At 35.7% G+C, this 10,673-nt stretch carries 6 protein-coding genes; 4 read left to right on the top strand and 2 right to left on the bottom strand.

Translation table 11 applies throughout. The features are described from left to right. Together BN2628_RS17595 and BN2628_RS08490 are read right to left on the bottom strand one after the other, a co-directional pair. Positions 1 to 1,465: acyl-CoA dehydratase activase (locus BN2628_RS17595; protein WP_257606435.1), on the bottom strand; the 1,465-nt coding region annotated here is incomplete at its 3' end. 227 nt (positions 1,466 to 1,692) lie between these two features. Next, complete coding sequence (locus tag BN2628_RS08490; protein ID WP_052431384.1) at positions 1,693 to 6,237, bottom strand: translocation/assembly module TamB domain-containing protein; 4,545 nt, start codon at positions 6,235 to 6,237, stop codon at positions 1,693 to 1,695. A 107-nt stretch (positions 6,238 to 6,344) separates the two neighbouring features. Here BN2628_RS08490 and tsaD point away from each other — a divergent pair, with 107 nt between their 5' ends. The 4 genes from tsaD to BN2628_RS08470 all read left to right on the top strand — a co-directional run. Further along, positions 6,345 to 7,364, top strand: a complete 1,020-nt coding sequence (tsaD, locus tag BN2628_RS08485) for a tRNA (adenosine(37)-N6)-threonylcarbamoyltransferase complex transferase subunit TsaD (RefSeq protein ID WP_044225459.1) — start codon at positions 6,345 to 6,347, stop codon at positions 7,362 to 7,364. 77 nt (positions 7,365 to 7,441) lie between these two features. Beyond that, positions 7,442 to 8,614 (top strand): M48 family metallopeptidase, encoded by a 1,173-nt coding sequence (locus tag BN2628_RS08480; RefSeq protein WP_257606434.1) that lies wholly within the window; start codon positions 7,442 to 7,444, stop codon positions 8,612 to 8,614. Then, positions 8,611 to 9,855: a competence/damage-inducible protein A gene (locus BN2628_RS08475; RefSeq protein WP_044225453.1), complete on the top strand. Its 1,245-nt coding sequence runs from the start codon at positions 8,611 to 8,613 to the stop codon at positions 9,853 to 9,855. The genes BN2628_RS08480 and BN2628_RS08475 overlap by 4 nt, the downstream gene beginning before the upstream one ends. Before the next feature lie 607 nt (positions 9,856 to 10,462). Next, on the top strand, positions 10,463 to 10,673 hold a 211-nt coding region (locus tag BN2628_RS08470), incomplete at its 3' end, for a signal recognition particle receptor subunit alpha (protein ID WP_257606433.1).

The raw sequence follows: 10,673 nt of genomic DNA, 5'->3' as shown, positions 1-10,673 counted from the left end.
CGGTGCATCGGGTACCTAAATCGCAAGGCATTTTAGAAAAACATGCTATTCTGGAAAAATCATTTATATTGTAATTGAGTGATTGGGCGAATGTACTAATGAAAGAGCCACATCCTGACGAGCAAGCCTCATTTATTTCAATACGACTGATGACTCCGTTATGGATGAAGATTGCTTTCATATCTTGCCCTCCGATATCCAGTATAAAAGAGACATTTTCATTGATATGTTTGGCTGCCATATAATGAGCTATCGTTTCGATGATGCCTCCATCTAATTGAAATGCAGCTTTGATAAGATCCTCTCCATATCCGGTAGAGCAACATCCTTTTATTTGTAAAGAAGCTCCTTGCTTTTGACACTCGTCACATAGCTGACGTAATCCGGTTTCAACAGCTTTTATTGGATTTCCATTATTATCGTGATAATAAGAGAAAAGTATATCATTGTTTTTACCAAGTACGACTATTTTAGTTGTAGTAGATCCAGAATCTATGCCTATGGTTACTTCTTGTATTCCAGAGTTTAGTCCTGTTCGTAGTACTTTATGTCGGCTTATTTCCTTTTTCCACTGTGCGTATTCTGGTTCCTCATTAAAAATAGAGGGAAGTCCGTGTTGCGGATTTGGAGATATATTTTGTTTTTTTCCTAATATTTGTATTAAATCTTTTGGAGTGATGTTTTGTCCGTTATCGGATAAAGCAGTGCCCCATGCCGGTATTAAATTACTATTTTCAGGAAGAATGAAATCTTTGCTTTCTGACAAATGTAGATAATCGGCAAATGCTTTTCTAAGTGCTGGGATAAAAGCCAAAGGACCTCCACATAGTAATATCGGTGCTTCTATATCGCAACCATGAGCTAAAGTGACGATTGTTTGTACTGCTACAGCATGGAAGATAGATGCAGCAATATTTTCTTTGGATATGTTTTTAGCAATTAAGTTTTGTATATCAGTTTTACAGAATACACCACATCTTGATGCTATGGGATATACTTCGGTCGCTTTTTGGGCGAAGTCGTTCAACTCGTTTATTGATGCTCCCAGTAAAATGGCCATTTGGTCAATAAATGCACCGGTTCCTCCTGCGCAGTTTCCGTTCATGCGTAAATCTATAGCTTGGTGATTACGGAAGAAAACCACTTTTGCATCTTCTCCTCCGATATCTATCATAGTAGATATGGGCGATTGTCTTTTGTGAATGTAATGGGTGGCGGCTACTACTTCTTGTACGAAGGGTAGTGAATATTTTTCTGCAATTCCCATACCGACAGAACCAGTTATGGATATAGATAAAGGTGTATTTCCAATTTTTTGGATAAGCTCTTGGAAAAATAAGAGTAAAATTTCTTGTATTTTCGTTTGATGTCTTTCATATTTTGAAAATAGAACAGAGTTCTCATTTTCTTTCAGGACTACTATCTTTGCTGTAGTTGAACCTATATCTAAACCAACCCTATACATAATCGAGCACATTTAAAATAAATAGTTGACATATATATCTGACATATGTGTCAGATATTGCAAAAATACGTAAAAATGTGATATATGAAATATATTTTTACTTTGTTAACTTTGTATGGATTATTTTTAGATTATGCTAATATTTGTGTACCAAATCTTTGTTTTATCTACTTAATTTAATAATATAGTAGATAAGGTTTGTAATAATTTTCTTCACCGAAGAAAAACTATTTTTTCCCTGAATTCGTTGGTTGTGAAAGAACAGGAGTCAGACTATTTTCGAGATTTTTATTTTCTCGCTTTTTTCGTCTCTTTATTACATTGTTATGTATCCGGTTGAAAAGTTCGGTAAAACGTCCGAAATCTCTTTTGAACATTATGCCGACACCCTGTGTAGTTAATGCTGATTTTATATAATAATTTCGGTCGTTATAATGATTGTAAGCTTTTAGTCGCAGACTTCCGCTTTTATTAAGTAAGTATTCGAGGTCAAAATCTCCGACAAAGGCATTACTATTTACTTGGTTATCTCGATAGCCAAAGTTTCCGTTGAAAATGAGCCGGTTATTTAGTAATTGACTTGATAAGGCCAATTCTACTTCAACATCCGAAAAGTCGCCTTTGTCGCTTCTGATATTAGTTCCGATGTTCCATTTATCACTAATCTGTCCTAGCATGTTACTTAATTGTGAAGATAAGGTTGATGATGCTACAGATGCCAGTTCATTGTTACGAGCTTGGCCAACATTCATATAATCTGGGGTATAGAATTTCCCTAATGCCAGCAAATATATGATTTGACGGTTCATCATTTCTTCAGTACTGATGATACTTCTTACTTGTCGATCGATATCTTGTGTAAGGGTGGGGAAGGCTATATCGAATTTTAAATCGGGATGTTGTAGATTTCCAGATACACTAAGTACTGTATTTACAGGTACAGTTGTACGGCTCAATTCTTTTTCTTCAGCAAAGCTTTCTGATAAGTCGGTGAGATTGGCGGTAAGTGAATATATAGCGTCGATGTTTAAGTCTGCTTCAAGAGGATTTCCCCGAAATGAAATTTGACTACCGGATTTGATATTAAAAACTTTGGTAATAAGATCTTGTAAACTAAAACTATAACTTCCTTTTTCAAGTGTATAAGTACCGTATATTTTCATATCAGAGAATGTATTGTATTCGATACGGATACCTCCGGCTCCATTTGCTTTGATAATATCTCCTGTTGCTGGGTCCATAACTATTTGCATTGTAGCATCAGGAGTAGCATCTATCTGAAGATTTACATTGGTCGTATGTGCTCCGGTAGTTTCTTCTATTCTTTTGATATTATCTATTAGAGACAGATTTGTACTGTCTCGCAGTTCTTCTTTGCGTAGTTCTTCTGTCTTGTTGACAAAGGTAATAAATTGGTAATCATTGGCTGTTTCGTTTCCAGTGAGAACAAATGTAAATTTTGATTTGGCATCAGTCCTCATATTTACATCTATATCTGTTTTATCCATATCCCCTATGATAGATGCAGTTCCTGTTCCGAAAATAGTACCATAATAGACAGGATTAAGTTGTTCTGTTACATCAAAAACAAGCAAGTTTCGTATTTCTGAGATACCTATGTCATAAGTAAGATTTTTAAAATGGTTATGCTTAAGCATACCTTTAGCTCGGGCTGTATGTCCGAATTTGTCGGTTACAGTTACATTGTCGAACCATATAGAGTTAGGCGTGAGATGTACACTGTCGGTCAGAGAATAAGTGGTATTTAAGTAATCAACTCCGAATTTTACATTCTGAGCGAAAGCGTTACCTGAGACATTGAGAGCGTTGAACTTGCCGTAAAAGTCAATTTTCCCGGTAGCCCTTCCTGTAAATCCGGTAAGGATATTACCTATAAAGGGTTGTATAAAGTCAAGATTTAAATAGTGAGCATCGAATGAGAGATGCAAAGAATCTCGTGTAGGAAATATATGTCCATATATCCCTGTATCGGGGTGTCCCTGTTGGGATATTTTCCCTTTTAATAATATGCCTTGGTTTTCATTTATCCATTGGCTATATAAGTTGAGGTCCCCCAGATATGCATCATTATATGTAAAATCTTTTACGTCGAATTTTTTGGTACTTAGTCTGGGAGCTCCGGACATGAGATTCGAGACAAGTATATTTCCTGTGGCTTGTCCTCCGAATGTAACATGCCGTATGTTTAGTGATTCGAAGATATAATCAAGGTTGAGATCGTTAAGTTGTAAATTTATTTCATCGTCAGGCAATTTGGATGCGATACCGTCTATATGGAGATATTGTTTTCCATGTCGTATTTCAAAACTACTTATATTTATTCTTCCAGAATCAACCAATACTGTTGCAGGTTGTATTTTCCATATAGAGTCGTTTAAAATCAGATTTGACGGATTTATTTTAATGTCCATTATAGGCAATTTCTCAGTTTCTGATTTTGAGAAATGAGTTGTTGTCGACAATTCTCCACAAAAAGTAGATTCACCCGAATTACTCCAATTTATACGGGCATTCAAATTGTCATGTTTTGCATCGGCATTAAGTGACCAGATAAGTGTTTTATTTTTTTTATTGGTATTACTTGCTCGCGCGGAAAAAGTGATAGTTCCGTTGCTTTTTTCAGATAATATCAGAGTATTATCAAGTTTCGATTTTCTTATTTGTAATATAGGAAATGAACTTTCGAAACGGAAGCGGCTTTCTTTGTCGTTATAAAATCCTTCTATTTCTCCGCCTGAAGATAGTGTGATTGGAAGTTCAAATATTTTTGATACAGATTCAGTGGGTTCTATTTTGAATGTGTAGCTGAAAATATTTTCAGCTTTTAGTTTCTTTTTAGGTGGGGTAACTATAGATGGTAATACTGAACTAATGATTTCTGTTATGGAATTTTTTAGAGTGCGGAAAGAGTATTGCCCGCTAATCTCTCCGTTTAATATATCTGAGTGTATTTTGAGAGATTGAGGAACTTGTTCATTATGGGCTGTGACCAAAAAACGTTTTAAGAAAAAACGTTCATTTCCTTTTATGAAGGTGATGCTATCTATTGATAATTCACCCTCAGCGTTATCTGGAGTGTTCCCTATGAAGTTAGCATGTATGTTGAATGATAGGTCTGCATCTTTATATTTTTTTGTAAGTTTTAGAGCTTCTGGACGAATATTGGTTCCGATAGCGGTAAATTTAAACTCCGGTTTTTCTTTAATTAAGTCTATTAATCCTTGCATCATTAAATGCCCGTTTTCATCATCTATTTTAGCTGTACCTTCGAATCTGGGACCTTTATAATTTCCGTTAAGCTCGATATTTTTGTAAGAATATCCATTGTAGTCGATATGGGTTATCTCTCCAAAAAGCTTTCCCGTAGGATAGCCATTTATATAGTGGGTGCCATCAACATTGAACTTTAAGCTTGCAGTCCCAAATAAGTTGTTTTCACTGAAAAGTTGATGCAAGTCGAAATCTATAGCTTCAATATTACCTTGATATGTTAGGGATTTTTTTTCTATATTTCGAGAAAACATAAGATCTGCATGTACTTTTCCGGGATTTCCTGATAGATTCCCAAACATGACCAAATTGCTGAGAAATCCCGATATTTCACCTTGGAAATTAACGGTTCCCAAACGAGTAAAGATAGGAGAGATAGGCTTTTCTATTGAAGATAGGTTCTGGATTAGAGAAACAATTCCATCAGGAGTCGCTCGTAATTTATTCACTTTACCGAATAAAAATGCATCTTGTAACTGAGTAATACCGTCAAGAGTCCCTTCTCCTTCGACAATAATGTTCCCTTTTCCGTAATTTAATTGTAAACTACTTAGTTGTAAATGATTGATAACACCTTGTACATGGCATGTGAAATCGGTAGGAGTATCAAACTTTTGTAGTATGGGAAGAAATGGAGCCAAATCACTAAGTACAAGTCGGGAATGATTGATAACCAATCTTATATTTGAACTATCGCAAAATTGTGTATAGTTTTGTACTGTACTTAAATCTACGTGGGCGGTGTTCAATGCAATCAATGATTGCTGCAGTTGTAATTTGAACTGAGAGAAATAAGCTTCTTTTTGGTTTGCAGCAAGTTTGAATGATAATTTAGGTAATGAAAATCCTGATTTTTCTTCAAAACTTAATCTTCTGACGTTTATATTAATGGAATCTCTCCGTAATGATTTTAATGATATTGTGGAGAGTACGTTTTTAAGGATTATATGGTTTTTATCAAATCCGGATTGTTTATATGGCTCTGATAAGAGATTATATGAGACATTACCTCGTCGAATTACGACTGTATTTATTTGCACGTCAAAAGGATGTTTTTCCTTTTTTTCTTGAGGTTTGAATGCGTCAATAATGAACTGAAAATTTGTTTTAGATTCCGGTGTATCTTTAGAAATATGTATATCGAAGTCAAGGAGGTGTGCTGTTGTGAAGACTAGTTTGCGGTCAAGTAAAGATGATAGTTCAATACCCACCATCAATTTGTCGGCAAATAATAATGTATCACCTTTTTGGTCAGGCAAGAAAACATCATGTAACGCTATTTTATCAAAGGGGTAAATATTTACTTCCCCGATAGAGACCGGAACATGTAGCCTTGCCGAAAGTTCAGCTGTACCTATTTCTCTGACTTTCTGCTGTACGGAAGGAATGCTTAAGGCAAGATAAAGACCCGAATACAGAATGCAGATAGAAACTACTAGGCCGATTGTTATATATTTGAATATCTTATATAGAGTCTTCATATCATTAAGACGCAAATTTATGATTTTTCGGGGAATAATTTTAGAGCAAGCTATTAAATAATTGTTTTTTATTGTGTAATTTCGCCCATTACAAAGATGTGTAGATTATGAATACGATTATTTTAGGAATAGAGTCATCTTGCGACGATACATCGGCAGCAGTTGTCCGGGACGGAGTAATGTTGTCAAATGTTATTTCAAGCCAAGCTGTGCATGAGGCATTTGGAGGAGTAGTTCCGGAATTGGCGTCGCGAGCTCATCAACAAAATATAATTCCGGTAGTCTCGGAAGCATTGAAACGTGCCGGAGTGAAAAAGGAGGAATTGAGTGCTATCGCATTCACAAGAGGACCGGGACTGATGGGATCCCTATTGGTGGGAACTTCTTTTGCAAAAGGTTTTTCATCAGCTTTGGGTATTCCCATGATTGATGTAAACCATTTGCAAGCTCATGTGTTGGCCCATTTTATAAAAGAAAGTGAAGATGATAATCACCAGCCGGATTTCCCCTTCCTTTGTTTATTGGTATCGGGAGGAAATTCTCAAATAATAAAGGTGAATTCTTATAAGGATATGGAGGTTATTGGCCAAACAATAGACGATGCCGCTGGAGAAGCATTTGATAAATGTGCGAAAGTCATGGGACTTCCTTATCCGGGGGGGCCTATAATAGACCGTTTAGCAAAAGAAGGGAATAAAGATGCATTCCATTTTAATAAACCTCATATTCAAGGATACAATTATAGTTTTAGCGGCTTGAAAACATCATTCCTATATCTATTGAGGGATCGTCTTAAAGAAGATTCTAACTTTGTAGAAAAAAATAAAAGTGATTTATGTGCATCTTTACAAGCCACAATAGTGGATATATTGATGGATAAATTACGAAAAGCTGCTAAAGATTTGAAAATAAATGAGGTTGCTGTTGCTGGAGGAGTATCGGCTAATTCTGCAGTACGGGGTGCATTTGAAGAACATGCTGTTCGCTATGGATGGAAAATACATTTGCCTAAATTTTCGTTTACGACAGATAATGCAGCTATGGTAGCTATCACTGGTTATTATAAGTATCTTGATAACGATTTTTGTTCGATAGATGTGACACCTTTTGCAAGGGTTGAGTTATAATTATGGGGTATAATACGATTTTTTATTTTATACTGTTTTTTGTTATTGTAGAGTATTTAGTTCAACAAAGCTTGTCTATGTTGAATAGACGTGCAGCATCACCGTCTCTGCCTTTGGAGTTGGTAGGATTGTATGATAAAGAGAAATATGCCGAACAGCAACGATACTTTGCTGAGAATAATCGGTTTGGGAGTATTATGAATACTGCGACAATATTGGCAATATTGATACTGCTGTTTACTGGTTTATTAGGGTGGCTTGATGAGTGGACGCGGGAGATTACTTCCGATTCATTATTGTGGAGTACACTGCTTTTTTTCGGTATATTGTTTTTGGCGAATGAGTTATTTTCTTTGCCATTTGAGGTATATGATACTTTTGTCATTGAAGGCCGATTTGGATTTAACAAAACTACCCCGAAAACATTTATTGCCGACCAGCTAAAGTCATTGTTTGTGAGTTTGATATTAGGAGGAGTGTTATTAACAATCATAGTGTTGTTGTATGGATGGTTGGGGCATGGATTTTGGGTAGTTGCTTGTGGTGTAGTAGTTGTTTTTATGCTGTTGTTAAATATGTTTTACTCTCAATGGATTGTACCGTTATTTAACAAACAAACGCCATTGGGAGAAGGTGTGTTACGTACTGAAATAGAGAATTTTGCAAAACGTTCTGGCTTTTGTCTCGATAATATTTTTGTTATTGATGGGTCGCGTCGATCGACGAAAGCAAATGCTTATTTTAGTGGGCTGGGGTCACGCAAGCGGGTAGTTTTGTATGATACTTTGATTGACGAGTTGACAACGGAAGAGATTGTTGCAGTATTGGCTCATGAAATAGGACATTATAAACATCGTCATACATTGCAGATGCTTATTGTATCGGTTCTTAATGTAATTCTAATGTTTTATCTATTTTCATGGACTCTTGATAATATACAGTTTGCAGAAGCCCTGGGCGGAAACCGTTCTTCATTTGCGCTATCATTGGTGTCATTTTCTTTATTATATACTCCTATAGGTTTAGTTATAGGAGTATTGATAAATGTTCTTTCACGGAAGAATGAATATCAAGCCGATAATTTTGCTGGTCAGTTTGGTCTATCTGAGGCATTAGTTAGTGGACTAAAGAAGATAACAGTGAAAGCTTTATCGAACTTGACCCCACATCCGTTATATGTAAAAGTGTATTATTCGCATCCTACTTTACTGCAGCGTATAGCGAAGTTGTATAAAATGGAAAAAAAATGAATGTAGAGATTGTCGTTATTGGAGATGAGTTGTTGATTGGGCAAGTGGTAGATACCAATTCTAATTGGATTGCCCGGGAAATGAATAAAATAGGTTGGGAAATTACTGAAATAACAACTGTTCGCGACAGGAAAACAGAAATGCTTTCGGCCTTTGAACAGGCTTTTTCTAGAGTTGATATTGTACTGGTTACAGGAGGATTAGGACCTACAAAGGATGATATAACCAAACAAACATTATGTGAATTTTTTGGAGGAAAATTAGTTTTAGACGAGTCTGTACTTAGAAATGTAGAAGAATTATTGGCAAAAAGAAAATTGAAAATGAATGCTTCTACGCGTAGTCAGGCAATGGTGCCGGATGTATGTACTGTAATTCAAAATACAGTAGGTACTGCTCCGGTAATGTGGTTTGAAAAAGAAAGGAAAGTATTAGTCTCAATGCCAGGTGTACCTTTGGAAATGAAACATGTAATGGTTAATGAGGTAATACCTCGTTTGGTGACAAAATTCCATGACGATAGTTCTATTTTACATTATACATGTTTGGTAAAAAATTACACAGAATCTGCATTATCTGAGTTTTTGGCTGATTTTGAAGCTCAGTTACCGGAGTGTATAAAGTTAGCCTACTTGCCTAATCCGGGAGTTGTACGACTAAGGCTTACAGCACGGGGGAGAGGTGGAAAAGATTTGCAACACCAGCTTGATATTCAGTCATCGAAGTTGAATACATTACTCGGAGATAATATATTTTGTCACCAAGATACGACGGTAGCAGGAGCTGTGGGACTTTTGTTGAAAGAACAGCATAAGACTCTTGCGACAGCAGAGAGTTGTACTGGAGGAAATATTGCTCATCAGCTTACACTTATTCCTGGCTCATCAACTTATTTCAAGGGGAGTGTCGTATCTTATGCCAATGAAGTAAAAGAGCATGTTCTGGGAGTAAGCAAAAATGATATAGAAATTTATGGTGCTGTAAGTCGGCCTGTAGTGGAACAAATGGCTCGTGGAGTACAATGTTTGATGAATACAGATTGTGCAATTGCTGTTTCAGGAATTGCAGGGCCTGGGGGAGGAACACCAGAAAAACCAGTAGGAACAGTTTGGATTGCTGTCGCTTGTGGAGACAAGTTACATAGTGAGATGTTAGTATTTGGTGATAATAGAGAATATAATATAGAGCGTTCTACTCATCGTGCTCTTTTGGCAATGGTAAAAATGTTAACAGAAAATTAGTCCCTATTTTGCATTTATAACTAAATTTAAATAGTGTATTTTCCCGATAAAGATGAGCCGATTAGTTTTACTTTTTATAAATAGGGATTTAGTCTGAGGCAAATCTAAATAGCTATTAAGGAGAAAGGAGTCTGGTGTACTGTTTATCATCATATTTAGACTTGTCGAATTCGGTGGTTAGAGATGACCATTACATACTAATATAAATAGAGCCTATATGGAGGATTAAGAATAAAATTTTTTTTATATCATTGCTGATAAAATTTTTCAGATAATAAAGATACAAGTATATATAGATAGTAAGTCTATTAGGCAACGTTTGACTACAGAAATAAAAATAAATTGTTGATTTTTATATCTATATGTAGAGATTGTTTTTGTGTAATATGTTTACAAAGAAAAGTACTTCTTTTGAATAGTAAAAAAGGAAAGCTTATTTTTTATTATCACACTTTTTTATACCTTTGCGAAGGAAAGCATTGTAGTACATACTTTTAAACTGTAAGCAGTCCAGATTGATGTATGATATATGCATATATTAAGGTAACCTGGTATTTTCAGGAACGGTTTTTCATGAATCATTATTAACTTTTTCATTATTAAGGGAATGGGATTATTTAACTTTTTCTCTAAAGAAAAGAAAGAAACTCTTGATAAGGGTCTTTCTAAGACCAAGGAGGGGGTATTCTCTAAATTGGCAAGGGTTGTCGCTGGCAAGTCAAAGGTCGACGATGAAATTCTCGATGATTTGGAGGAAGTACTGATTACTTCAGATGTAGGTGTAGAGACGACTTTGCGTATCATAGAGCGTATAGAGA

The sequence above is a fragment of the Gabonia massiliensis genome, assembly GCF_001403595.1.
In the GTDB taxonomy this organism is placed as follows: Bacteria; Bacteroidota; Bacteroidia; order Bacteroidales; family Coprobacteraceae; genus Coprobacter; species Coprobacter secundus.
The sequence above is the reverse complement of the archived record's forward strand: the minus strand, read 5'-3'. Positions and strand labels throughout refer to the sequence as shown.